Origin of the sequence: Blautia pseudococcoides, assembly GCF_001689125.2 — a bacterium.
Classification (GTDB): Bacteria; Bacillota; Clostridia; order Lachnospirales; family Lachnospiraceae; genus Blautia; species Blautia pseudococcoides.
Genome location: NZ_CP015405.2, coordinates 4,841,396 through 4,867,353, shown reverse-complemented (window position 1 = coordinate 4,867,353; position 25,958 = coordinate 4,841,396). Strand labels below are relative to the sequence as shown.

The 25,958-nt window shown below is 46.1% G+C and carries 19 protein-coding genes; all 19 read right to left on the bottom strand.

Annotation, left to right across the window (positions count from 1 at the left end):
• Nucleotides 1-2: 2 nt before the first annotated feature.
• Entirely contained in the window at nucleotides 3-152 is a 150-nt protein-coding gene (locus A4V09_RS24755; protein ID WP_157123551.1) for a hypothetical protein, read from the bottom strand.
• A 371-nt stretch (nucleotides 153-523) separates the two neighbouring features.
• Nucleotides 524-1,351 (bottom strand): alpha/beta fold hydrolase, encoded by an 828-nt coding sequence (locus A4V09_RS22880; protein ID WP_065544366.1) that lies wholly within the window; start codon nucleotides 1,349-1,351, stop codon nucleotides 524-526.
• Nucleotides 1,352-1,372: 21 nt separating this feature from the next.
• The gene (locus A4V09_RS22875; RefSeq protein ID WP_065544365.1) at nucleotides 1,373-2,656 is read right to left on the bottom strand and encodes an MFS transporter; all 1,284 of its coding nucleotides are present in this window, start codon (nucleotides 2,654-2,656) and stop codon (nucleotides 1,373-1,375) included.
• Between the two features lie 4 nt (nucleotides 2,657-2,660).
• Nucleotides 2,661-3,377, bottom strand: coding sequence for an ABC transporter permease (locus tag A4V09_RS22870; protein WP_065544364.1), 717 nt, complete (start codon nucleotides 3,375-3,377; stop codon nucleotides 2,661-2,663).
• Nucleotides 3,374-4,090, bottom strand: a complete 717-nt coding sequence (locus A4V09_RS22865; RefSeq protein ID WP_065544363.1) for an ABC transporter ATP-binding protein — start codon at nucleotides 4,088-4,090, stop codon at nucleotides 3,374-3,376. Before A4V09_RS22865 ends, A4V09_RS22870 begins: the two co-directional genes overlap by 4 nt.
• Before the next feature lie 89 nt (nucleotides 4,091-4,179).
• On the bottom strand, nucleotides 4,180-4,833 hold the full coding sequence (locus tag A4V09_RS22860; protein WP_065544362.1) for a TetR/AcrR family transcriptional regulator: 654 nt from the start codon (nucleotides 4,831-4,833) through the stop codon (nucleotides 4,180-4,182).
• 180 nt (nucleotides 4,834-5,013) lie between these two features.
• A complete protein-coding gene (locus A4V09_RS22855; protein WP_065544361.1) occupies nucleotides 5,014-5,517 on the bottom strand; it encodes a GNAT family N-acetyltransferase in 504 nt (167 codons plus the stop codon).
• Between the two features lie 17 nt (nucleotides 5,518-5,534).
• Nucleotides 5,535-7,010 (bottom strand): bifunctional metallophosphatase/5'-nucleotidase, encoded by a 1,476-nt coding sequence (locus tag A4V09_RS22850; RefSeq protein ID WP_065544360.1) that lies wholly within the window; start codon nucleotides 7,008-7,010, stop codon nucleotides 5,535-5,537.
• Between the two features lie 26 nt (nucleotides 7,011-7,036).
• Nucleotides 7,037-10,303 carry a UvrD-helicase domain-containing protein gene (locus A4V09_RS22845; RefSeq protein WP_065544359.1) on the bottom strand — a complete coding sequence of 1,089 codons (3,267 nt, stop codon included), beginning with the start codon at nucleotides 10,301-10,303 and terminating at the stop codon, nucleotides 7,037-7,039.
• Between the two features lie 265 nt (nucleotides 10,304-10,568).
• Complete coding sequence (locus tag A4V09_RS22840; RefSeq protein WP_330396473.1) at nucleotides 10,569-12,539, bottom strand: glycoside hydrolase family 127 protein; 1,971 nt, start codon at nucleotides 12,537-12,539, stop codon at nucleotides 10,569-10,571.
• Nucleotides 12,527-14,572, bottom strand: a complete 2,046-nt coding sequence (locus tag A4V09_RS22835; RefSeq protein ID WP_065544357.1) for a glycoside hydrolase family 31 protein — start codon at nucleotides 14,570-14,572, stop codon at nucleotides 12,527-12,529. The genes A4V09_RS22840 and A4V09_RS22835 overlap by 13 nt, the downstream gene beginning before the upstream one ends.
• A gap of 37 nt (nucleotides 14,573-14,609) precedes the next feature.
• Entirely contained in the window at nucleotides 14,610-15,452 is an 843-nt protein-coding gene (locus A4V09_RS22830; RefSeq protein ID WP_065544356.1) for a carbohydrate ABC transporter permease, read from the bottom strand.
• Between the two features lie 2 nt (nucleotides 15,453-15,454).
• Nucleotides 15,455-16,360, bottom strand: a complete 906-nt coding sequence (locus tag A4V09_RS22825; protein ID WP_065544355.1) for a carbohydrate ABC transporter permease — start codon at nucleotides 16,358-16,360, stop codon at nucleotides 15,455-15,457.
• A 117-nt stretch (nucleotides 16,361-16,477) separates the two neighbouring features.
• A complete protein-coding gene (locus tag A4V09_RS22820; protein ID WP_065544354.1) occupies nucleotides 16,478-17,770 on the bottom strand; it encodes a sugar ABC transporter substrate-binding protein in 1,293 nt (430 codons plus the stop codon).
• Nucleotides 17,771-17,984: 214 nt separating this feature from the next.
• Entirely contained in the window at nucleotides 17,985-18,731 is a 747-nt protein-coding gene (locus A4V09_RS22815) for a response regulator transcription factor (RefSeq protein ID WP_065544353.1), read from the bottom strand.
• On the bottom strand, nucleotides 18,703-20,484 hold the full coding sequence (locus A4V09_RS22810; RefSeq protein ID WP_065544352.1) for a sensor histidine kinase: 1,782 nt from the start codon (nucleotides 20,482-20,484) through the stop codon (nucleotides 18,703-18,705). The genes A4V09_RS22815 and A4V09_RS22810 overlap by 29 nt, the downstream gene beginning before the upstream one ends.
• Before the next feature lie 219 nt (nucleotides 20,485-20,703).
• Nucleotides 20,704-21,336, bottom strand: a complete 633-nt coding sequence (locus A4V09_RS22805; protein ID WP_065544351.1) for a DUF3786 domain-containing protein — start codon at nucleotides 21,334-21,336, stop codon at nucleotides 20,704-20,706.
• Between the two features lie 18 nt (nucleotides 21,337-21,354).
• Complete coding sequence (locus tag A4V09_RS22800) at nucleotides 21,355-24,468, bottom strand: alpha-mannosidase (RefSeq protein ID WP_065544350.1); 3,114 nt, start codon at nucleotides 24,466-24,468, stop codon at nucleotides 21,355-21,357.
• Nucleotides 24,469-24,715: 247 nt separating this feature from the next.
• Nucleotides 24,716-25,957, bottom strand: coding sequence for an MFS transporter (locus A4V09_RS22795; protein WP_065544349.1), 1,242 nt, complete (start codon nucleotides 25,955-25,957; stop codon nucleotides 24,716-24,718).
• Nucleotide 25,958: the final 1 nt, after the last annotated feature.

Sequence of the window (25,958 nt, the reverse complement as noted above, 5' to 3'; positions counted from 1 at the left end):
CCTTAAACCTCCGGGGTAAGCCCCAGATCCTCCATGCCGCTGCCTGCCATATCCTGGTCCCAGTGGGCCAGCACCTCCCCTCTCTCTTTATCTATGGCAAAGAGAACACTCCCCGCATCCACCGGGACCCTGTACCATCTGTTTTCTGGCATTTCGCCCCTGCAGCCCCCCAATTCAGCGCTAAAATAGCCAGAAGCGCTACGGCGACAACGTAGCTGATATACCTGGTAAAAATTTTCTGCAGAAAATTTCCCCTTTCCCACCCTGTACGCCGCTGATCGCCAGCGGCCTCACGCTTTTTAGATATTATAGCATAGAAACGCACAAACCGCATGCCATTTCTGACATGCGGCAAATACTCTGCATCTGTTTTATTACTGTTCACGCGCCACTGTCCCGCCAGGTGTTTTCAGGCCGAAGGCATGAAAAGCCCGAGGCAGCCAGCGCCATATGGAGCAGAATGCTCCATATCTGTGCATCGCGAAGCGTGTTGCTGGGCACGGAGTCAACAGTAACTCTGTTTTCAACGGGCCTGCGGGTTTGTTCTGACTGCCCGGAGAAATATTTTATTAAAGAGGGCCAGCTCATCATACATGATTCCATGCCCGCTGTTCTCCAAGGTCACAAGCTGGGAACAGGGAATTCCCTCCTTCTGGATACGGGCCAGGTCATTGGACACTACCACGTCTTTCCCTCCGTGGATGATCCATGTGGGAACATGAACACAGGCCAGGTCACTGCGCCCGTCCTCGTCCCTGAGCGAGATCGCTGTTCTGACTGTAGCAATGCCGGTAGCGGAGAGGGATATATCCTGGAACCACTGTTTTACCGGCTCCCGGTGGGGTGTGGCAAAAAGCTGCTCATGGCTGAAGTTATAAGCCAACTGCGGTCTGTCCGTCTCAGCCAGGGAAATCAGGCCATCCACATATTTTCTGGTAAGTCCGTATGGATAGCCTTTCCGCTGTGTCCAGGATGGGGCAGCGGCGGCAAGAAGAATCAGCTTATCCACCCCGTAGCCGCAAAACAGCCGCATATAACGCAGCACAATGGCTCCTCCCATGGAAAAACCTGTGAGAATGAATTTTTTCAATCCCATGGATTTCACCACATGATAAATATCTGCTGCCATCTGGTCATATCCATAACCGCAGGCCGGCGCATCGGATTCACCAAAACCTCTCAGGTCAATCGCCACCACATGGTATCCGCATTTTGTCAGCAGTTCGATCTGGTACTCATAAATCTCATGTGAGAGCGGCCACCCGTGGACCAGAAACACGGTCTTGGAGCACTCCTTGTTGAACTCATAGACAGCGATCCTGGTGCCGTCGTTAGATCTTACATAGAACATAAACGAAATCTACTTTTTTCTTTATTTATATGCACCGGACACGGCCTCTGTTCCGCTGTCCAGTATCCCCTCCGAGATCCATATTTTTCTCAGATACAGACCCACGAAAATACTGGCAATGCCTGCTGTCATAAAGATTGCCCATTCCAGACCTCTGGCCTGCTCAAACACAACACCGTACACAGCCTGCCCCAGAGGCTGGGAACAGGTGGCGATGGCCATAACCCAGGAGATCACTTTTCCGATCAAATGTCCCGGCGTTTTCATCTGCACAAAAGACATTGTCTGTACCGTAAATAAAGTTGCACACAGCATGATCAAAAATGCTCCCGCGGCCAGTACCAAATATTTTCCCATATCAGGAACCGATGAATACAGAATTCCGCCCATGGGGAACATGAGCAGGGCCACAGCCACGATCAGCTTCCAGGTATCTCCAATCTTGATCTTACCTCCCAGAATTCCTGCGGCAATTCCACCTGCAATTCCGCCGAAAGCCATGATTCCTGACAGATATCCGTACATCTGGTTCGGATCAGCCTTTTGGAATTCAAGTACCTGGGTACAGAGGACCGGAAGCCCGATGATCAGCAGGGAGGATATGAATAAATTCACAAACGCTATAATAACAGTGGCTTTGCCAATCACCTTCTGGCTCTTTGCAATAAAATGTACGCTCTCCTTTAAGTCTCCGAAAATAATGCGGAAAGCTCCCATATTGGTCTCTCTTTTCGTAAATGGAATTCTGATAAAGATTTCCATCACAGCCGAGAGGAAGAAACACACCATACTGATGGCAAGCACCACATGGATCCCCTTCATACTGTAAAAGATGCCGCCCAGCACAGGTCCTAAAAGTCCGGCCAGGGAAGATACTGTGTTGATAACGGCATTGGCCTGCACCAGTTTCTCCTCAGGCACCAAAAACGGCATACTGGCCTGCACAGACGGCTGATAAAGACCGGAAATACTATAAAGCAGGATCAGTGCCGCAAGGATCAGCGCCACAAGGTTCACCTGTCCTGACAACAGAAGAAACAGCAGGATAATTCCGGCAGTGGAAAAATCCAGCACTACCATGATGTTTCTTTTATTCACCCGGTCCGCGATCACACCTCCAAGGGGTGACATGATAAGCAGCGGCAAAAATGCCAGCGCTGACACCATCCCATACAGGGTAGGAGACTGGGAAATGTTAAGCAGATGCAGAGGAAGGGCAAACCTGACCACCGCATTCCCAAACAGAGAGATGATCTGTCCCATAACTACCAGCATAAAATCTCTTGAAAAACCGTTTTTCTTCATATATTTATACCTCCATATTCTCTATTTTGTTTGTAAGTCCCACATAACATCCCAGACCTGCGGCCAGGGTAACCGTCATGATCCCAATCATGATCCAAAGCCCCCTGTCCGCTCCCAGCATGAAAAGGTTTGTCACCGGGCATATGAGGATAACGGAAGTTACCACAGAAGCCACCAGTGATTTTTTCCAAAAACCAATACGCATGGAAATCTGTCCTATAGAGGCTGCCATCACGCCCAGTACCACACCTGCTGCCAGCACCCTCCCTATCTCCGTTATGCCAAAGGTTTCGGGCATGAAATGAAACAGATTGGCCGCCATACCCACCACAAGAAAGCACAGTGTCTCACAGAGTAACGTAGCTGTAAATATAAAGCCCCACAGCAGGGTACATTTTGCCTTCAGGACCGATTTTCTTTTCACAGGGTAAGAGAAGAGCAGAAGCGCATTTTTCCCTGTATATTCTGTCACCACCAGCCTGGCTGCCATAGCGCCGCCCAGGACCGCAAAACAGGACATGATCAGTCCGGAAACGGGCAGCAGCACCCCTTTCCAGGTGGCAAACAGCAGCGCATCGTCTTTGGTCACACTTCCCTCCTCCAGTTTGGGAAGCAGCGGAAAGGCAAAGGTCATGATCAGACAAAACACAGCGATCCCCACTGCTGCCAGCAGATAGCCCTTAAAGTCCGTTCTTCTTAATTCCAGCTTTATCAGCTTCATATCTGTTTCCTCTTCATAATGTCAATGACGTAATTTTCAAAATTTTCTCCGTATTGTTTTCTCATCAAAGACGGGGAGAACTCCTCCACAATTTTTCCCTGTGCCAGGATGCCCACTCTGTGGGCAAGCTGCTCCATTTCGCTCAGAATATGACTGGAGACCAGCATCGCTGTACCTTTCTTTGCCAAAGCCAGCAGAATATCTCTCACTTCCTGTATTCCCACAGGGTCAAGGCCATTGACCGGTTCGTCCAGCAGCAGACAATCCGGGCTATGGAGCATTGCCCTTGCAATCCCCAGCCGCTGCTTCATGCCCATGGAAAATCTGGAGACCGGCTTTTTTCCTGTCCGCACCAGCCCTACCTGCTCCAGGGCACCGTTAATATCACTTTCCTGACCCATGTATGCCATATGGATCTCCAGATTCTCCCTGGCTGACAAGTGATCGTAAAATATGGGCGTCTCGATCAGAGTGCCTATCCTGCTCTGGATCTTCTCTCTGTACTCCCAGCTGTCTCTGCCTTCTATCCGCACTTCTCCCTCGTCCGGCTGCTGAAAACCGCCGGTTATTTTCATCAGTGTGGTCTTTCCGGCTCCGTTGATTCCCAACAGGCCGTAAATTTCACCCTTCTTCAGATTCAGGGAGCAGCGTTCCAGCACACTCTGTCCCTGAAAACTCTTAGACACTTCCCTTATTTCTATTACTGCATCCATCGTTTCTCTCCTTTTAATACCGACCGTAGGTATGTATAATGATAAAAAATAAGCTGCCGGTTCAGACAATGCTGCCGGGCAGCCTTATATTATTTATATTCATTATAAATCTCTGTCAGTTCCTGCAGTCTGTTGATAGTTTTCTCATCCACAATGTCAAGACCAAGGGCCTCCAAAATCTCCTTAAAACAGAGGCATTTCCTGAGTGTCTCCTCAGGGGTGGAATCCATAGTCATTGGATTGATCCATACATTCCCAAGCAGAAGCAATACTTCCCCTAACTCTGCCGGATATTTTGTATGGATGCTGCCGTCCTTTATCCCCTCTTCCATGATGGGGGTCAGATATTGGGGAGCCGTGATATCAATGGTTTCCCGCATTACCATGGACAATAGCTGCGGATTATCTCCAAGTCGGGGGGCGGAACGAAACATATCTTTCTGCTCCGGACGGTTGAGGGATTCAAAAAACAATTTTTTTAGTTTTTCTTTTCCTGTAAGCGTCTTATCGTCTCTTATCCGGCGCAGCAGAACTTCCGACCCTTCCGTCATGCGGTCTGTCACAGCAGAGAGGATTTCCTCTTTTGACTTAAAGTGGTGATAAATAGCGCCTTTGCTGAGTCCTCCCAGATGATCCACGATATCCTGGATAGAAGTCCGCTCATACCCCTTTTCCACAAAAAGTCTGCCTGCAGTTTCCAGAATCAGATTCACTGTCTCCTCCGGATATTTATTCCGTGCCATATTGTACCTCCATAGTTCTTTGGATTATATTCAAATTAACATACCATCGGTATGTTTGTCAATCGCTTTTATTGTTGCTTTTTTCCACATGAGGAGTAAAATAGTGAAAGAGCCGTCCTGCATGGGTTTGAGCGTGTATGATACTTTCCCATGGATTACCCGGATATCTGCAGAGATGCTTTAAAAAATCAGCTGCATATGGTTCCAGACTGCATTTCCGTGACAGGAATCCGCTCTGCCGTGGCAGACAAAGCCAAATTTTTCATAGTAATGGATCATGTGGTCCTTACAGGTCAAAATGACTCCTTTTTTCCCCTCTTGTTTTGCGGACTGTATCAATGCATTCATAAGTTTCTCAGCGATGCCCTGTCTTCTGTACCGGGGCAGAACATTGAGGCCGAATACGGTCTGATAGCTGCCATTTGGATTATGTAAACCAACATTGTGATACATCTCGTCAGGCAGATATGGTTCATCTGTCACGCCTCCATTGACAAATCCCACTAATTTTCCTTCTGTTTCCGCAGCAAAAAACTTTTCAGGAAATGCAGCCAGACGCTCTTTTATGGCCTCCACGCTGGCTGCTTCCGCTGCCGGGAAACAGGCCGCCTCAATGGAGGCCAGATATTCACCTTCCCCCGGCTGTGCATTTCTTATGGATATATTTGATTTAGATTCCTGCATTTTATATTTTTCCTTTCTTAATCTGTTGTTTCTGTTCTTTTTTCATAAACAGGCCGCAGAGCATTATGTTCTCTAAAATATTCCTCAATAGCAGTTCGGATATTTCCCGTCACAGTCTTCGCCTGCTTCCGCCCCTCCATGGCCTCCCGGTCAAGCCCCAGGAAACTGTCTATATTATTGTAGTGGAACAGTTCCAGGCCCACGGCAAATACGGCATCATCCTGTATTTCTTTTCCGTTAAACCGTGCTTCTGTCAATACCTGGCTGCCTGTGGAATATACAATATGGATGCCTTTGCTGAACTGATAATATTCGGAATCGTTGTCCTTAGCACGGAAGCTTTTCTTCATGGCATGGAGAATTCCTCTCTTCAGTTCTTTTCCTGTCAATTCAATACGGACCAGTGTCTCATCATAGGGATACATATTCAGCAAATCCCCCACCGTGATAATGGGTCCTATTTCCTCCGCCCTGAGGCTTCCGGAACCAAGCATGACGATATCCAGTCCAAACTGTTTTTTCAGCGCATCACAGAACAGATTCCCTGCGCTTGTGGATTGATAGCGGCTGGGATGGGTGGCTTTTCGCACCATGCTGGCCAGGACCGCTCCGTATTTTTCATCCGTTACTTTTTTAAAGTCATAGATCAGGTGTTCCAGTTCCTCATTTCTTTCACAGTGCGCGTCATCAATAGGAACCGTTTCCCATGTGTAGCTCTCAACGGAATTGGTATCCGTGTTTACCTCTATCTCAAAACGTCCGATCTGGTCAGTTCCGATCCCGGCCTGTACAATAAGGATGTTATTCACCTCTGCGGGCGCGTCCAGATAGGTGTGGCTGTGACCGCCGATGATAACATCCACACCCCATCTGGGGTCAAGCTGTTCGGCAAGCTTTAAATCTTCCGCAAATCCAATGTGTGTGAGGAGTATGGTAAAATCAATATCCACGTTTTTATAACTGTTGCAGATAATGCCCACTTCCCTGGCTGCATCGGTCAAATCCACAAAGGTTCCAAGGAGCATGTCTGATTTTGCCTTACTCATAATGTCTTCCGTCAAAAGGCCCATAACAAGGATTTTCATACCATCCACTTGAAGGATTTTGTGGGACCGGAACAAACGCATACCTGTTGGCCTGATGTAGATATTTGCATTTACGATGGGGAATTTACAGCAGCGCTCCAAAAACAACAGATGCGCAATGCCGTAATCCAGTTCGTGATTTCCCAGGGAGACAATATCAGGTCCCAGGACATTCATGATTTCTATTGTGGAGATTCCCTTGAATTCAGTATCTATGAGAGAACCCCTGAACATATCTCCTGCGATCATGTATAAGGTATTGGGAATGTCTCTTCTCACTTGGTTGACATAACCTGATAAAAGAGAGACGCCTCCCACCAGTTCATTATCAATTTCCTCTGCAAGGAAATCACCGTGCATGTCATTGGAATGCAGAAGTGTCAGATGTTTTATATTCTTTTGTGTCATTCTTTTTTCCTCTCAGTCTGCTTCATTTACAGGAAGTCGAAAAGGCTTAACTGCTCTCCCCCGTCGTTTTGCTTTCTTTTATCAGCAATTTCTCTCCGCAGGGATTCCTCCGGCAGATCCTCCAGAAAGGCAGAGGTTTCCCGGGAGGTGGTGAGTATCAATTCCTCTTTGGCTCTGGTCATTCCCACGTAAAAGAGCCGGCGTTCTTCCTCAATGTCAGTGATGAAATTCTCCCGGATACCTGCGCTGTCTTCTTTCTTTTGATGAGAGTCCCTCTCATAAGGTATCACGCCTTTTCTGACGCCATAGATAATCGTCACTGGGAATTCCAGGCCTTTTGAGCCGTGGAGTGTCATGAGTGTGACGCAGTCGGCTGTATATTTCCTGCCGCCGCAGCGTTTCAGATCACTTTCCACACCAAGGCAGACGGCATCCATGAATTCCTGCATGGATTTATAGAAAACGGTCATTCCAAGAAGCTTGTTTACAGCTATATCATCTGTAAGATTCATGTCTTCTATCCATTGTTCCAGGACTTTCTGCGGTTTTCCTTTCTTTAGGAATGGAATATACTTCCCCTGCATGGTTTCAAAAATACTGCCGCTTATCTGGTTTGGTTCCAGGTCCCACAGTAATTTCAGGCAAAGATTCCTGTTCACTGTGTCATCCTGATCTGTCAGGCATCGGAAAAAGCAGATGCATCCCCGGACGGTCTTTTCTGCAAGAAAATCCTCGCGCCCGGCAATCACATATGGAATGCCCTCCCTTCGCAGACATTTTTCCAGAAGTTCAGCCTGGCGGTGTGTTCTGTACAATACTGCAATATCGGCAAAGCTTCTTATTGTATGCTCCGTACGTGTTTCCTGTTTTTCCTGTGCATCCAGCATATCAATTCCGCCAATCAGGCGGTTGATCTCTTTAGCGGTAAATATAGCCTCCCCCATCTCGCTTCCGGCTGTGACAAGGCGGACCTGCGTGTTGTCCGGCCGGTTGGGGTGGATAACTCTCTCCATGCCAGGATTTTTGGATATAACCTTAACTGCGCTGGAGATCACCTGAGGTGCGGAACGGTAGTTTTCGGTCAGGCGGATGATATTAAGGTCTGGGAAGTGGTTTTTTAAATGTTCAAAACATTTATCGTCTGAGCCGCGGAAACCGTAAATGGACTGGTCCGGGTCGCCGATGACAAACAGCTCTCTGCCCCGCTTTGCCCACTCCATGATCAGTCGGTACTGGATTGGGCTGATATCCTGAAATTCGTCGACGTGTAGGTAATGGAAGCTCTGTGCCGGAATGGTTGGATCAGATTTTATGAGGTTCAGGGTTTCCGTAAGCAGGTCGTCAAAGTCAAGGATATGCAGGGATTTTAATGTCTGGCTGTATTCTATGTATGCGGCGTGTTCGGATTCTGTTATGCCAAGGGCGGTAAACGGTGTATGTTCTGACGGAGCTTTCTCTTCACGCCTGCCGTCTGAAAGGTCTGAGAACACATCGCTGTTTGTTTTGATCCGGGATACTTTCTGGAGGAACTGTCTGGGTTTTATCCCCAGATTCCTGCTCTTGACTATGTCTGCGGCAATATCCAGGGTTTCCGTCTCGTCGGCAAGGGTAAACTGCATACCTTGTTTTTTCAGCAGATCAAGGCAGATGGAGTGGAAGGTGCCTACCTGGATCAGACGGGCTGATCTGCCTTTTCCTAACCGCTGCCTCAGACGCTCCTGCATCTCGGCGGCAGCTTTATTCGTGAACGTAACTGCGGTTATCTCTGAAGGCTTTACTTTTCTGGTTTCCAGAAGATAGAGGATGCGGGATATGAGTGTCTTAGTCTTCCCGGTGCCCGGACCTGCTATGACTGCCACTGCCCGGTCTACGGACTGGACGGCCTGCTGCTGCCTGGGATTCAGAGGCTGGGGGGCAGGAAGAGTGGGAAGGGTGTTTTCCCGTACATCATCTGATTGTCCTTTTCTCTGTACAGTTCCTGTATTGCCTGATATTTTATTCGTATTCCGAATGCTTTCCATGCTGTCAAAAAGGCTCAACTGTCCATCCAGGTTTTCTATTTCTGTCTGCTCAAATAATTTTATGGTGCCATACTCTCCGTCAAAACCGGGGATTCTCTCCACTTTTCCTTCCCGCAGCCTCTGGATTCCCTCAGTGATCAAATGCCCGGAAACGCTTCGGATCTCTTCCAGGGGCATTATGCGCAGTATCTCAAATTCAGGTCCCAGTTTCCGGAGCATTTCTTCATACTGCCTCACAACCTTTCTGCTTGCCGCGGAATATCCCACAGACGCGCCGATAACTTCCGGCAGCGGTACAAGGCTTTCAAATGCTTTCGCATCAGCTCTTAGAAATCCTTCCGGGCGGTCAGCTAACTGTTCCACTCTGTGAGACACTCCAATCGTGAGTTTCCTTCCGCAGACAGGGCATTTACCCTGGTATTTCTCTGCCTCCGGAGGGCTTAAACAGAGATGGCATTTTCTGTGCCCGTCAAAGTGATATTTTCCTTCTTCCGGGAAAAACTCTATGGTTCCTGCCAGACCGACTCCCTCCTGAATAGCATTTCTTAATCCTTCATAGGTAAGTTCGATGTTAAGCAGGTTGGCCTCCCTGCCCAGCTTTGCAGGGGAATGGGCGTCAGAATTTGAAATAAGCTGGTATTTATCAAGGGCAGATATCCTCCAGTTCATAGGCGGATCTGAGGAAAGTCCTGTCTCCATGGCCCGGATGTATGGCGATAAGTCATCAAAGCATTCCTCCACTGTATCGAAACCGGAAAACGCCCCAAATAAAGAAAAATGAGGTGTCCAGATATGGGCCGGCACATATACGGCATGCGGACACAGCTCCAGCAGGATTTCCAGCAGGTCCCTGCAGTCTAATCCCAATATTGGACGTCCATCGGAATGGATATTGCCGATGCTTTCCAGTTTCCCGGAGATGATCTCCGCATCCTCCAGTCCCGGAAGAAGAATCAGGCTGTGTACTTTACGGACTTTATCCTTTTTCTTATAGATAGAGCTGATCTCGCCTGTAACCACAAAACGCGGCTGCATGGCTGCTGCCGCTGTAGAATCCTGTATTCTATATTCTTCCTTCAGCACATACAGCCCATCCTCCGCCGGTTCCAGCTTTTCCTGCAGTTCCTCCCTCCAGGCAGGATGTGTGAAGTCACCTGTGCCGACTATCTGGATTCCCTTCCTGCGCGCCCAGAGATCCAGATATTCCGGTGTGCAGTCCCTGCTGGTGGCACGGGAATATCGGGAATGAATGTGTAAATCTGCGATGTACATTTCTTATCACCTTATCCTTTTTGACGTTAAATGGTAATTACGATTATCATGTATCAGTTAGTATAACATTTTATCCGCGAAATTTCCAACTTTCTTAAATGTCCTTTTCCTATAAATATATTTTTTTATAACACAAATCCGGCATTGCTGCCGGATTTGTCACTGCTATAAAAATTATGTACCAGAAATAAAAAATGTATATACGGGTTCCTCTGATTCCCCCAAAGTCCGGTTTAATGACAGTCTGCTTTCAATACGCGTCTTATCATTGCGTATTGTCCTGATATTCTTTCATCACCCGCAGCCACACACGCATCTCCCCTTCCCCCCTGTTATTCCACATACAGTACGGCACCGCTTTAACCCTGCATTTCTCCAATCGTTCCGTCACAGGCTGATATAATTTCCCTTCCCATCCTTTTTCACTTACGCGCCAGGCATCCGCTAAAACAGCGGTAGTCCCTCCCAGTAAATCCTCCTGAAATACCGGCTCTATACTGCCGCCGGCATCCAGTACGACAGCTCCCAGATTTTTTCCGTTATCGGCTTCCTCCAGACAATACACCAAAGGTCCCCGTACGATTGCCGCCTTCCCTGCATCCGAAGCAACGCGGGGATGGGCACACATCAGGACAGGTTTTAAAGGTATTTCAAAAATAAACTCTGCTTGGCTCTCCCAAACTGTTTTTTCAGTGTACAGATATCCCTTCTCCCGTCTGACTGAAACTTCTTTTCCGCTCTTACTGATCATCTGCTCCACTTTTGTCCATCCAGGCTCGCGTACTGCAAGGGAAAACGGAATTCCTTCATGGTTTTCCACTGTTATTTTCACCTTGCCGTCATAGGGATAATCTGTCTGGACAGACACAGATATGGTGCCTTCCTTTAATTTTACTGAGCACTTTCCGGCGATAAAAAGATTGACAAACAGAGTATCCTCATTTTCAGAATAAATATAATTCCCAAGGCCGGTAAGTGTACGGGCAATATTGGGAGGGCAGCAGGCAACACCAAGCCACTTTCTCCGGGAGGGAAGTACATGATGAAGGGTTCTGTTTGCTTTTAACTGTTCCGGTACCACCTCCAGAGGATTCACGTAGAAAAATTCTGTCCCGTTTAACGACATACCGCCAAGGACTGTATTATAAAGCGCCCTCTCGGCGATATCCATGTATTTTCCGTCTCCCTCTACCTGGAACATTCTCAGTGAGAACATGGCAAGCGCTACAGAAGCACACGTCTCCGAATAGTTATAATTGTTAGGCAGGTCATAATCACAGGTAAAACATTCCCCGTCAGCCGCTGCCCCTACGCTGCCGGTGATAAACATCTGCGCGCCGGTAATATGATCAAATAGTGTTCTGCAGGCATCCAATAAACTCTCATCTCTGCATTCGTATCCCACATCAGCCATAGCCGAATACAAATATAAAGCCCTGACCGCATGTCCGTCCGCCTTCTTCTGCTTCCGTATCGGCTTATGCGCCTGTATATTATTATATCCCAGATGCTCAAACTCAGGAAAAATGTGATGGAACCCGTCCATCTTCTGTTCTTCCTCAAAGTGGCTGGGACTCTGACTGCCCCTGATATCCAGGAAATACTTTGCCATATTCAGATACTTTTCATCTCTTGTCAGACGGTAAAGCTTAACAAGTGCCAGCTCGATCTCAGGATGCCCGGGACATCCATGGATCTTTCCTTCATCCGGGCCAAAGGTATTACAGATACAGTCTGCCAGTCTGCATACGATTTTCAAAAAAATGTCCTTCCCCGTAGCCTGATAATATGCCGCTGCAGCTTCGATCATATGCCCGGCAGTATATAATTCATGTCCTTCCCTTAAATTGCTCCATCTTCCCAAAGGCTCCTGAATGGTATAATATGTGTCCAGATATCCGTCCTTCTGCTGCGCCCTTCCGATCAAATCTATAACTTCATCAGCCTCTTTTTCCAGTTCGCTGTTCTTTTCTCCTTCCAGGCTGTAAGCCAGGGCTTCCAGCCATTTTGCCGCATCCGTATCCTGAAATACCATTCCGTAATACTTTCCTGTACTCTCTTTTGCGGCAATTTTAAAGTTCTCAATACAGTGGCTTTTCGCCGCATCGCTTACCCTGTCATTCAATACTTCCCATTGATACGGCAGCATCTTCTCCCGCACCAGTTTAATATATCTGCTCCAAAATCTGTCCTCTATCTTCACATCTGACAGCTTTGGCGAAACTAATTTTTCCATCCGCATAAGCCTCCCTCTGCCTGTCCCCTGATTCTCTCATACTGCCCGGATCCCTCTCTGATAAAAAACGGTATCACTTCCAGAGGTGTAGGGTACATCAATGTCTGACCGCCTTCATACATTTTCCCATTATAATAATCGATCCATCTGTCTCCTTTGGGCAGATATACCTCTCTGGAAGTCATCCCCGGATACGTGACCGGTGCTGCCAGAAGATCCCTTCCCAACATAATTTCATCTTCAGTCTCCCAGCAGTTTTCATCTTCCGGATAGTTAAAGAACAGGGTTCTGAGCATGGGCAGTCCTGTTTCGGAGGCCCCGGCTGCTGTTTCCTCCACATAGGGACGCATTCTCTCCCGCAGCATCAACAGCTCTTTTAGAATCCCATAATTTTTTTCTCCGTAACTCCATACCTCATTTGGTCCGCAGGTATTAAAGTCGAACATCCCGCTGTCCACAACTTCCGGCAGGGTTCCGGAGGGGCGGCGATGACCGTGAAGCCGGCATATCGGACTGAACACGCCAAACTGGAACCATCTGACAAGAAGCTCACGGAATTCTTCACTCTCCGGATCTCCGCCCCAGAAACCGCCGATATCACTTGTCCACCATGCAATTCCGGCCATACCGGCATTTAAACCTGCCTGAATCTGCATACGGAAGGAACGGAAACTGGAATATATATCCCCGGACCACAAAAGTGTCCCGAATTTCTGGCTGCCTGCCCATGCACTTCGGGTAAGATTCATGGGATCTTCAATCCCGTCTTTTTTCATTCCGTCATAGATGGCCTGACTGTAACAAAGCGGATATATGCCGCCAATTTCTCTGGCAGAGCCAGCCTGGTAACGGTAAATATCATAATCAAACTGCTGATATTCCGGTTCTGCCTCATCCAGCCAGAAAATGCGGATACCGTATTTCCCATAGTTCTCTTTCAGCTTTTCATATAAAAACTCCCTTGCTCCCTGTGTTGTGGGATCAAAAAATACCTGAGCGCCCAGACAATGATACTGTGTCCTCACCCCCCGGTCCGCCCTGGTCAAAAATCCCAATTGTTTCAGCCTGGCATAATTCTCACTGTACGGCTCCACTGTAGGCCATACAGATACCATGAGTTCAACGCCCATCTCTTTCAGCTCGTCCACCATAGCTTTGGGATCAGGAAAATATTCCGGGTCAAATGACCAGTCTCCCTGATGTTTCCAGTGAAAAAAATCTATAACTATCACAGATAAGGGAAGTCCTCTTCTCTTATATTCCCTGGCAGTTTCAAGTACCTCATCCTGGTTGTGATACCGCAGCTTACTCTGCCAGAAGCCGGACGCCCACTTCGGAAATTCCCCCGGCCGCCCTGAAACTGCCGTATAATTTTCCAAAATTTCGGCTGGTGTCTCCCCTGTTGTGATCCAATAATCAATTACGCAGGATGCCTCTGCTGTCCATCGGGTCAGGTTCTTGGCGAAATTAACAGTTCCCACTGCCGGATTGTTCCATAAAAAGCCATACCCTTTATTTGAAATGTAAAAAGGAATGCTTGTCTGAGAATTTTTATGGCAGAGTTCAAGCTCACATCCCTTTAAGTCCAGATATTCCATCTGATATTGGCCCATGCCGTAAATTTTTTCGTTTTTATTTGACTGAAAAGTCATAACCGCCTTCGGTACGGTGCCGCCCCATTCTTTCAGGACGCGGGCGTAATTCTCCGTCGCCATCATATCCACCGGAACCTCCCTGGTTTCCCAGCGTTCCTTCAGAATTTCCACGTTCTTCTCATTATAGAAAGTAATATAACCGTATGTATTGATTCTTGCGCATATTTTACCATTTGTTATACTGGCAGAATCCTCTGAGATTTTAATGATCGGCTTCACTTCACCCTGTGGTTCCAAAGCCCAGTCCTTTTCCGGCATTTTCTCCAAATGTGTACTTCTGACCCGCAGGCTGTCCCTGCCCCATGCCTCAATGTACAGCAGTTCATCATCATACCGCCAGCTTAAGCGCTCCTGCTCACCTTTTACAATACCTTTCATCCGATGTGTCTCTCCTTTCCAAAAATCACCTGAACGATCAGCCCTTCACGGCACCGCCCACCAGTCCGCCCACAATATACTTCTGCAGGCATACAAACAACACCACGATTGGCAGCACAATGATCACACCATATGCCATGATCATATTCCATTTTGTTCCGTATGCATCGAGAAACTGATAGATCCCGGATGTCATGGGAAGCAAATCGCCTTTGTTGTTAAAGGTTATGGAATACACCAAATCATTCCATGCAAAAATAAAAGAAAATGCCGCAGCCGTTATGATACCGCTCTTACATATCGGCAGTGTAACTCTGAGAAATGCCGTAAAGTAATTACACCCGTCAATTCTTGCCGCCTCCTCTATCTCCTTGGGGCATTCCATGAAAATAGGCCTGAGCACCATGATCACAAATGGAATGGATATTGTAGCTGTAGCCAGGATAGGCGCAAGATATGTATTCAAAAGCCCCGCTTTGTTATAGATCAGGAACAGTGGCGTCAGCACCAGGGAACAGGGTAGCATCTGTGTTGTCAGAAAAATCATCAGGATCGGTTTCTTCCCCGGAATCTTAAATCTTGACAGCCCATATCCGGCGGGAATAGACAGGACAAGTGAGAGCACCATGGAACCTATGGCTATGATCCAGCTATTCTTAAACTGAACAAAAATGTTAGCTGTATTGGATTTATTCTGAAACTGGTCTATGTAATTCTCCCAATGGATCTCCTTTGGAAACCATGTCTGTACCTGCGCAAAAATCTCAGTATCGGATTTCAGGGAACTGATAATGATCCAGTACATGGGAAAGAGAAATATTGCCGCTATTATAACTGCTATTATGGTATCAATCATGTTTTTTGTCCGCTGCTTCATCATAGTCAACTCACCTCATCTTTTCCGATCAATTTCAGATATACCAATGCCACCACGAACAGGCAGAGGAACAATACATTTGCCACAGCCGCCCCCTGTCCGAAATAATAAGTCTTAAAGGAAAGACGGTACGAGTATGTGGAAAGAACCTCTGAGGCATCCACCGGCCCTCCTCCTGTAGTCACATAGACCAAATCAAAGACTTTAAACGTATATACAAATCCCAATATCAAAACAGAAAGAATAGACTGCTTGATCATCGGCACAGTAATATAGAAAAACCTCTGTACGGAATTTGCACCGTCAATAGACGCACTCTCATAGACATCCTGGGGGACATTGTCAAGACCGGTTGATAATAACAGCATATTAAAAGGAATTCCCACCCAGGTATTGGCAATGATAAGCCCCCAGATAACTGTTTTTTCATTCAGCAGCCATTCCACAGGTGCTTTCACAAGATGCAGATTCATAAGAATATCATTGATAACACCGTTTGTGGGGCTCAGCATGAACTTAAACATAAGTCCTACCACTGTCATGGGAAGCATATAGCTGATTACCATAAGGCCCTTTAAATATCTCGCGGCCTTAAATTTTTTACTGAAAAACATAGCAAAAGCAAATCCGATCATAAACTGAAATACAATACAAAAAATTGTATAGAAAAATGTATTTTTAACAGCCTTCCACATGGTTGGGTCACTGAAAATCGCTTCATAGTTCTTAAGACCGATGAATTCCGCATGGCCTATGCCTACGCTTTGTGCTGTCATATCAAAAAAGCTGATATAAAAATTATACAGAATGGGAAATCCGATCATAGCGACCATAAAGATCAGCGCCGGCATAATATATGCATATCCGTTTCGTATTTCCCGCCTGCTGTTTCTGGAATATTTACTGCCCATAATGTCCGCTCCTTTTCAGGTATTTAGAGTCAAAAAGTCTGCCGGGATTTCTTAAGACCGAAAAACCCGGCAGACTCCTGGTAATGTCAGTTGCCTGTGATCGGCAAATGCAACATTTTATTTTTTTAATGATTCCTCAATATCCGCAATTGCCGCGGCTGCATCCCTGCATGCCTGCTCCGGCGTCTTCGCCTCTGTCAGCGCACTCTGGCAGGCTTCAATGATAACATTATCCACCTCTGTCCATTTTGGATAGGGCCCGCGTGGTTTTGTATTTTCCATCTGTTCAGCAAATACCTTCATCTCCGGATCATCTGCAAACTCTTTATCAATATCCACATCGGAACGGGGAGAGAATTTTGCTACACTCTTTGCGTAAGGAGCAGAAATTTCCTTTCCGCAAAGATATTCAATAAACTCAAAGCAGGCGTCAGCATCTGCATTCTTTGTGATACAAAGAGCTTCGCCTCCCAGACAGGATGCAGGTACTTTGTCCTGCGGAATGGGTACAACTCCCCAGTTCTTATCCGGCGCATCATTTCTGAGTGTCCCCACGTTCCAGGACCCGTTTACCATCATTGCACAGTTGCCGGAGGCAAATTGTTTGCACACGTCAGCCTGTGACCAGTTTAAAACTTCTTTATTGGCAAATCCGTTTTTCACGAAATCAGAGTAATAAGTCATGGCCTTTATGCTGTCATCCGATCCCATATCCGCCCAGTCCCCCTCTGCTGACCAGAGGAACGGCATAAACTGGAATGTACACTCCGCATTTTTGATCGCTGAAAATCCCAGGCCGTAGACACCATCTTTTGTAGTCTTTTTGGCTGCATCCACCAGCTCCTCCCAGGTTGTCGGCGCTTCCACGCCCGCGGCTGCAAGCATATCCTTATCATAAAACAGGGCAAGGTTGTTTCCGATATAAGGAACACCGTACATTTTGCCTTCATATACACAGGAATTTGTGATACTGTCCAGGAACTGGTTTTCATCCCATCCGTCAAATTGTTTCTTGATATCCTGGAATACCCCCATCTCTCCATAATTGATCACTTCCGGGTTGTCCACAAATACCATATCCGGCAGTTCACCTGCCATATTGCCGATCGTGAGCTGTTTTGTCTGCTCATCCCTGGCAACCCATTCTGTCACAACAGTTGCCTTTTCACTCTGTGCATTAAAATTATCTATCATCTCCTGGAACGGCTCCACCTCAGGAGATACCATACTATGCCACAGTACAACCTCCGTTTTTCCCCCGCCGTCAGAATCTTTCCCTGTATCTGCTGTTTTTTCATCCTTTGCAGCTTTTGCTGTGTCCGCCTGCGTATCACCTGAATTTCCACAGCCAGCCATCAGGCCTGCCGTCATCATTCCTGTCAGTGCCATCGCCAAATATCTTTTTTTCATTTCTTTCCTCCAATACTCTGTGTTTTTGTTACAACTTGTTGCCTTTTTCAAATACCGGTATTTTTACTGCTCTCTTTAAGATGATTTTATTATATCAGTTTTCATTTTCAGACAAAATTATACGATTTTAACAAAAGTGGATTCTTTTGCACAAAAAAATGACCAAATATATGTTTTTCACTACACATATCAGGTCATTTTATCTATTTTCAAATCATTCTATTTTGTCTTCGTTTTCACCATACTGAAGATATTTTTTCGGGGATACTCCTGTAACCTCTTTAAATACCCGGCAAAAATATTTCACGTCCGAATATCCTGCTTCAAAAGCAATCTCATATATTTTTCTGTTTCCCTTCTGCAGCATTTCCTTAGCCTTGCCAATCCGGTACTCTTTCAGATAATTGACAAAAGGACGGCCAACCTCCCTGGAAAACATACGGCTCAGATATTCAGGTGTTACCTTATACCTCTCCGCCAGATCATCCAGTGTCAGTTTATCCTGATAGTGTTCATGTATATATCCGATCACCTTTGTGACAAGAAGAGAATAAACCGCCTCCTCCTTTTTTGCCTCCCGGCGGACAGGCTTCAGTTTTTGCTCCAGCCGCTCCATCAGGTCTTTGATCTTCTGCACAGTCACCGGCTTCAACAGATAATCCGTCACACCCAGAGAAATTCCCTGCTGCGCAAAAGAGAACTCTGCATAACCGCTCAGGATCACAAACAGGCAGTCCATATGGATCTTCCTCAGGCTTTCAATCATTTCCAGTCCATTCATCCTGGGCATCTTAATATCCGTGATAACGATGTCAGGTTTCACCTCTTTAACCAGGACCATTCCATCACAGCCGTTATCTGCATAACCTGCAATATGATATTCCGGATTGATCTTCTCAATCAGATGCCCCAGTCCTGTCTGGGCCATATATTCATCCTCCACAATCACTACTTTTAGCATATACTTCCTCTCCATAAGGTATTTCCACGGTTACCACTGTTCCTGACGTCTCTGAACTATAGTAACGTATGAATGCTTCTCCTCCGTAATAGCTCTCCAGTCTTGCCCGTACATTATCCGTGCCGATATCCCCTCTGTTGTCCTTACGGTTAAGCCTTGCCAGCGTCTTCTCCCCTATTCCCTTTCCGTTATCCTTAATAACAAACCGCAGCCGATTCCCCTCTTCCATGGATGCTTCAACTGTGATCTTTCCATCTTTTTTCATTTCATTAATGCCATGCACCACACAATTTTCGATAATAGGCTGCAGCAGCATTTTATGTATCAGAATATCTTCCGCTTCCTCCGGTATACGGATAATAAAGGTAAACTTATCTGAAAAACGTTTCTGCTGCAGAAAAAGATACTTGTTCAGCCATTGTTTTTCTTCTCTCACCTGTACCATCCCGTCTATATCCGTAATACTGTATCTGAGCAGGTCCGCAAGACAGGAAATCATCTCACTGATTTCATATTCCTCATTTTCAATAGCCCTCCAATTAATACTGTCCAGGGTATTATAGAGAAAATGCGGGTTAATCTGGGATTCCAGAGCGCGCAGCTCTGCCTGTTTCTGCCTTGTCACCGCCTCCTCTGTCTGGGCACGCTCCCGTTTCAGCCGCTTTATCAGACGTTCAATACTTTTTGACATCTGGTTAAATTGCTGGATGACGGGATAAAATTCATCTTCTATGGTGGCATCAAGCTGCATCCCCACCTGGCCTTCCCCTATTTTCTTCAGGTTCATGGAGAGCATGCTGAGATTCCTTGTAAAATATTTGCTCAGTGCCCAGACCACTGCGACAAACGGTACAATAAAAATAATACCAATCAATATAGTCACCTGCCGGAAACCGTATAGATTTTGTTTTATTTCTTTAAGGTTTACATAAGACCTCAGTGTCCAGTTTGATTTTTCAATCTGATTTTCCTTTATCAACTGGCTTTTGTCTGATTTATCAGTACCTTCCGAGATTTTTCCTATTCTGTCTTTCTCCTGGGAGTATATGATTCTTCCCTGGGGGTCTATAACCTCCACCATATCGTTCCACTGGGACTCTTCCTCATCGCCGGTATCCAAATTTTGAAAAAATTCCATGCCGATTCCCATGACAAGCACTCCCACATTACTGTCAGCCACATAATCCTGAACAGGTATGGCTATATAAAATAGATCAATCTGCCTGCCCCCGGCAAGTTCTTCCTGGATTGTGGGCAAAAACACGGCTGATTCCGATTCTTTTGTCTGACTGCACAGTCCCAGACGCCGCTCTTTGTCAGACCACATATTATTGTCATAGACACTGTTGAATTTCTCGTAGGTATAGTAGTTTTCTCCCTGATCATCTATGTATGTCATACTCTGGACTGCCTCCAGCATCTGACCATAGGATATGAATTTACTACGCAGGGTTGTTTTGCTCTCCACCGGCTCTCTGCCACGGTTGAGGCTGTCCATGGCCCCTGCCACCGCAGGGTCTACTACTGTCTGGTAAATCAGATCAAACACCTGCCGCAGATCCAGTTCAAGAAAACGGACACGCTGGGTAATCTTATAATCGGTCAGTTCGTAGGCCTGTTTTTCAAGATTTTTTGCCGCCACATTAAAAATTATCGAGGAAATAATGACTGCAGGCATGACGGTGGCAACGATCAGGGCTATGATCATACGTCTTGTCCAGGATATTTTATGGAACTTTTTTTGTATGGGCATTTTGTTGATTTCCTTCGTATTTTGCAGTGTTTTGGGGGGCTTTGATGAATATTATAGACATTTATGGCGGGAAGGGCAAGATAATTAATATGGTTCCCATGGTAAAAAAAGAAAATTGGCATAAACCCTGCGTTTATGCCGCTTTTCCTATATATTTCAATGGCCGTACTCTACCATGAAGTCCATAAAAAATCTTATGGCGCCAGGATGATCAAATATTCAACCTTCCTCACATTCATCTTTCAAACGATTGAGTATATGTGTGATGGCAAACATCAGTGTTTCGTAATGCATATAATCAAGAATGTTCTTATCTGTCAGAATCTGCAGACTGGCGGGAAAGTCCTCATCAGATTCCCAGAAACACAAGGACAGGGGAAGAAAAGGAAACAACGCAAGTTCATAACCCACATCTCCTTTTTTTATTTTTCTTCCCCCAAGGATCTCACAGGCACGGGCCAGTTTATTCGTTTTCCCGTCAAAATACTGCCCTGCATTTTGAAAAAAATCATTCCCTTTTGCTAAGGTACCGCCTTGGATAGAAGCGAGACTTCCTACATTTACCCATTCATCAGCGAGATAACAATTCTCCTTAGAATAACAAAGCACATCATATATGGTCATGACTTCATTATAATCTGCCTTTTCTTCTGTTTGGAAAAAGTCATTTGACCAAGTTACAGTTCCCTTCAAACGGTCAATGCGGTATCTTCTCCCGACAAACGGAATATAAATATAGTTTTTGTCATGTTCCAGCGCGAACTTTTGAATCATTCTCTCCTGATCATACTGCAAAAATACGCCTGCCATATGGTTTTTCATCTTTTCATAGTTAGATATATTGTTTTTCACGATCCTTTTTCTCCACTTTTACAGATACAGTTTAAAGGTCTTGATCATAAACGGTGTAACCTCAAAGGATACTTTGGAGCCTTCCACCGCCTCTCCGCTGTCATGCTCCAGTAAATTACAGGGCACGATACGTTTTACATCAAACTGGGAAGTAAGGGTCACTTTTCTGCTTCCGCCCCTGCACTCATGCAGCCTCACGATCAGGCAGTTTTCATCCTCCGCTTTCTTCACTGCATCAATCTGCACACAGCCCGAAGACACTTCCACAATCTTTCTCCGGTCTGTAAATACACCGGAAACAACCTGTGCAGGCAGGTTCAGCTGGTTGGCAGCTTCGATGGTGCCGCCTTCTGTCACATTTCCAATATGGGGATACAGAGAATAAATAAATTCATGCACCCCTTTGTCTGCCATGGTGTCCGGATAAACTGCGCTCTTCAACAGGCTTAACTTTACTGCATTGTCCTTGATGCTGTAACCATATTTACAATCATTCAACAGGCTGACACCATATCCGTTTTCTGAAAGGTCTGCCCATTTATGTCCGCAGACTTCGTATCTTGCCCAGTCCCAGCTGGTGTTCCAGTGGGTGGGGCGCTCTGCATGTCCGAACTGGATATCATAGACTGCCTTTGTGGAACGGATATTGGTGTAAAATGCAGTTTTCAGAAGTCTCTGGGTCTCCTGCCAGTCTGCCCGGGTGACAAAATCAATTCTTCGGGAATCTTTATACACTGTCATATCCTGCCGGATGGTGGACTTGTGGTACTTAAATACAAAGCGTACCACTGCTTTTAACGCTCCCTTTTCCACCAGTTCTACAACTTCTGCCAGCTTTGCCGTTTCTTTTTTCTGGGTATAGAAAATATCAATATCCCAGGCATCGTAATTAATGGGCTTGTCCTCATAGATTTCCAGTACATTTCCGGGCTGTCCCTTTTTCAGCACAGACCTGTCCGCCTCTTTATCGAAAATCTCAGTCAACTGTCCGTCCTCGTTCCAGGAAATGGTGTAGATTGGAGTTTCCAGTGTATTTCCGTCAAATGAAAAGCTGTCACCGGAAGTATCTTCAGCTTCATAATGCACATCTTGAACAGGCTCAAACTTCACGGCAACTGCCCCAAATGGTTCCGCCTCCACCAGAACTTCATATCCGCCTGCAGTCTTCTGGGCTTCCAGCTTTTGTCCCTTTTCATCTGCAAATCTTCCTGTCCCTTCTTCCGAAATCAGAACCAGCTCTTTTCCACCAAAGCTATTGGTGGTGTATACGCTGTACACATGCGCTTCCGGTTTTGAAACAATTTTAAGCGCATCACCTGTTATCCGGTCTGCCCTCTCCTCCGCAATGCCATAGTTTACATGGGAATCCTCATAAACTTCATGGATGGAAGAGCCCGGGATAATATCATGGAACTGGTGAAGCAGCACACATTCCCAGTTTTTATTCAGCTCCTGCTGTGCGTAATTTCCGCTCAGGATGTAAGACAGAGAGGACAGCCATTCTGTCCGGGCCAGTTTGTTTTCCAAACGGCGGTTTGTTTTCTTATTATATGCCTGGGATGTATACGTTCCTCTGTGGTATTCCAGATACAGTTCCCCATCCCAGGTGTGGACGTAGCGATCCGTTTTCTCCACATTTTCATGCATTCTGCGGAAGAAATCTTTCGCCTGTACAGCCTTTATTTTCGGCAGACCAGGAATCACGTCCATGGCTCTTCTCAGTTCCAGCATATCCCTGGTAACACCGCCGCCTCCGTCACCGTAACCATAGGAGATCAGCGTCTCGCTGCTCAGTTCCTTGTTCTTAAATTTCTTCCAGCTTCCGATCACTGCATGAGGTGTCACCATTCCGTTATATGTGGCATATCTGGTGTCTGAGTCCTGTCCCTCACTGGGGGTATTTACAAAATAAGTCAGCACCTCGCTTCCGTCAATCCCTCTCCATCGGAACAGGTCATCGGGAATGCTGTTAAACTGGTTCCAACTGATCTTGGTAGTCATAAATGTGTCTATCTCACACTGTTTCAGAATCTGAGGCAGCGCCCAGCTGTAACCGAATACGTCAGGCAGCCACAGATACTCACATTTTTTTCCAAACTCCTTCTCCATAAAACGGGTCCCGTGGAGGAACTGGCGCACCAGTGCTTCACCGGAGGAAATGTTACAGTCAGCTTCCACCCACATGCCGCCGTCGGGTTCCCATTTGCCTTCCGCCACTTTTTCTTTGATCTTGGCATACAGTTCCGGGCAGTCTTCTTTGATATATTTGTAAAGCTGAGGCTGGGTCTGAAGGAAAATAAACTCATCATACAGTTCCATCAGGCGGAGCACGGTAGAAAAAGAGCGCTGTGCTTTCTCTCTGGTGTGCTTCAGCCGCCACAGCCATGCCACGTCAATATGGGTATGTCCTACTACGCTGACTGTCACATCGGTATGTTTCTTCATCTGGTCAAGCTCAGTCATCAGAACCTCATAGGCTGTCTCCACTGTCTCATAGAAATATTCCTCATCCCAGTTGATAAACTGAAACGCCCGGTCCAGAGCGGTTTTCAGCCTCACATACTGCTCGTTGTCCTCCGGCATCAGCCGCAGTGTACCGGTGATGGCTTTTGCGAAATAATACAGCTCATCTGTCGTCTTATGCAGATACGCCACATCCGCCTGTTTACACTGATGGAAAAAGGTGCGGTGTGCGCCGCCCCCTTCCAATCCGGTCCAGAGAAGGAATGTGAGACGTACCGCTTTTCCCTCCTCCCCATGAAAAATAACTTCATTGTGGTTGGTATCCACGCCCTGATATGGATGTTCATCCACATACAGCATGGACTCAAATCCGCTGTTGTAACCTCCTCCGGTCTCACCAAAGTCAAATAAACCAACTACTTCACAGCCTTCTTTTGCTTTTGGCAGTGTCACCCCTTTTTCAATCCACAGATAACGGTCTCTTCCCACAAAGGAATTGTTGATTCCGAACTCCGGCCCTTCTATTTTCTCGGGCAGTCCGCAATAGCTCTCGTCTTTTGGAAGATTTCCCTCCATAGATATGAACGGCGCGATGCACTGATGGCCAAAATATCTGCGCCGGCCCAGTTCGCTTACTCTTCTTTCAAACTTATCCAGTGTCAAAAACATTTGTTGCTCCTCCTAATAGTAAAATTTTGCTTCTCTCAACTGATCTTTTATTTATACTTTAAACAAAAACTTCCTTTTTGTCTTGTGTTTCTGTGAATTTTATGTGTAAATTATAATATTTATCTCCGTCATATGTGGCTTTTTTCATTCTTCACTTACACCGATAAAAAGGTGTGCAGATTTTTACTACATATCTGCACACCTTAATTTTCATTCCTGAATTCTCATAATTTTAATGGGACTGTTATCAGTATTCCGTATAAATATTCTTTCTGATATTCCCCCAGCGTTTTATAGGTATTATGCAGCAGAACATTCCGGCAATTCCACACAGACACCAGGCAAATTCTGTTCCACCCCAACCAAACTTTTCTGTCAGCGCACCGAACAGGATACTGGCTGCTGCACTTCCCAGGTGGGTAATGGCATTTAAAACCCCTGTTGCGGTAGATACTTTACCTTCACCACGGAAATGCATGGGCAGTAAACTGACAAACAATGTATTTACTCCTGTCATCATACTGGTAACCACTGCAAATACCACCATACTTCCCGGAAGGGAAAGTCCTGTCATCATCAAAGCAATGCATAAAACAGAAACCCCAAAGAAAACTGCTCCGGTCTTGGTTTCATTCTTAAAAAGCGTCCGGTTCCCATATCCTGCCATATAGACACCTGACAGATTCACTATGGGAATCACCATAGAAATAATAACCGATAATGACGAACTGATGGTAAATCTTTCTATCAGATAAGTAGGTATCCAGGTTGTCAGTCCATCTTTTAATACGCCATGAATAAACGCAGCAGTAAGCATCCACAAAACCCCGGAAGCTGCCAGAGATATCTCCTTTTTATTTACCTGCCTTTTGCCGGGCTGTGTATTCTGAATTGGCTTCTGAACTTTTTCAGCTTTTTTCTCAATGATCGGAATTGCGGTCTGCCACAACAGCACAACTGCAGCAAGCCAGATTCCGGCACTCCAGAAACAGTATCTCCAGTTTGCTGCCTTTAGCATAACTGCATCCAGAAGATATGCCGCAAGCATTCCCGCCGGAGCTGTAAATGACAACATTAAGATAATATTTACCGACTGCTGTCCGTAAGTCAGATTTATCACCATCTTTACCACCGGCGGCCAGATCATGGCCTGGGATACACCATTTAAAAACCACAGAATCTGCATTCCTGTAACGCTGTCAACAAACGGAAATAATAAATTGGCCGCTGTAGTCCCAATCAGACCAATGGAAACCAGTTTCTTAGGCGAAATTTTGTCTCCCAGAATGCCGCAGGGAATCTGAGCCAGTCCGTATGCCAGATAAAATGCCGCCGCAACACTTCCCAGCTCTGTTTTCCCCCACAATCCTGTCTGAGTCATATCACCCATACTTGCAGAAAAATTCAAACGTCCAAGATAGATCGAAAAATATACGATCCAACATACCATTCCCAATGCTGCTGCACTGTTTTTTCTTGCATTTTTCATA